Here is a 659-nt window from a genome sequence, read left to right on the forward strand (position 1 = left end):
ACGCAGGAGGAAACCCCGTGCGGCCACATCACCCGTTATGAATACGATGACTGGGGCAACCTGACGCGCAAAATCCTGCCGGAAGGCCAGACCCTTACGCTGGACTATCTGGCGGACACCGGGCTGGTGACGGCCTTCACTGATGCGATGGGGGCCACGTGGGAATATGACTATGATGAGCAGGACCGGCTGGTGCAGGTCACGGCCCCCGCTGGCCAGAAGTGGACGCAACACTACGATGACCAAGGCCAGCCCGCGCGCTTTGTTGCACCGGACGGCAGCGAGACGATCCTGACCCGTAACGCGTTCGGGCTGGTGACCGCCATTGAAGACAACGACGGGCGCAAGCGCACGCAGGAATACGATACCACTCACAGGTTGGCAGCCCTGTTCGATGAAGAGAACCGCAGCCTGACGCTGGGGTATGACCGTCAGGATCGGTTGCAACACCTTAAAACGGGCGGCGGGGCACAATGGGGCTGGGAATATGACCGTCATCACCGTGTCGCCCTCAGCCATCGTCCCAACGACAGCCGGGAGCGCTTCCGCCATGATCGCCACGGCAACCTGACGACATGGACGGATGCCCGCGGGGTGGCATGGGATCTGGAATACGGCCCCTTTGACCTGCCGGTGGCGCGGGTGGATGGCGAAGGCCA

At 62.8% G+C, this 659-nt stretch carries 1 pseudogene; it reads left to right on the forward strand.

The window, feature by feature from the left end:
- Nucleotides 1-659, forward strand: a pseudogene (locus AAC854_RS22895) (type IV secretion protein Rhs); the annotation flags it as partial.

This window comes from Xenorhabdus entomophaga, assembly GCF_037996725.1.
GTDB classification, from domain to species: Bacteria; Pseudomonadota; Gammaproteobacteria; order Enterobacterales; family Enterobacteriaceae; genus Xenorhabdus; species Xenorhabdus khoisanae.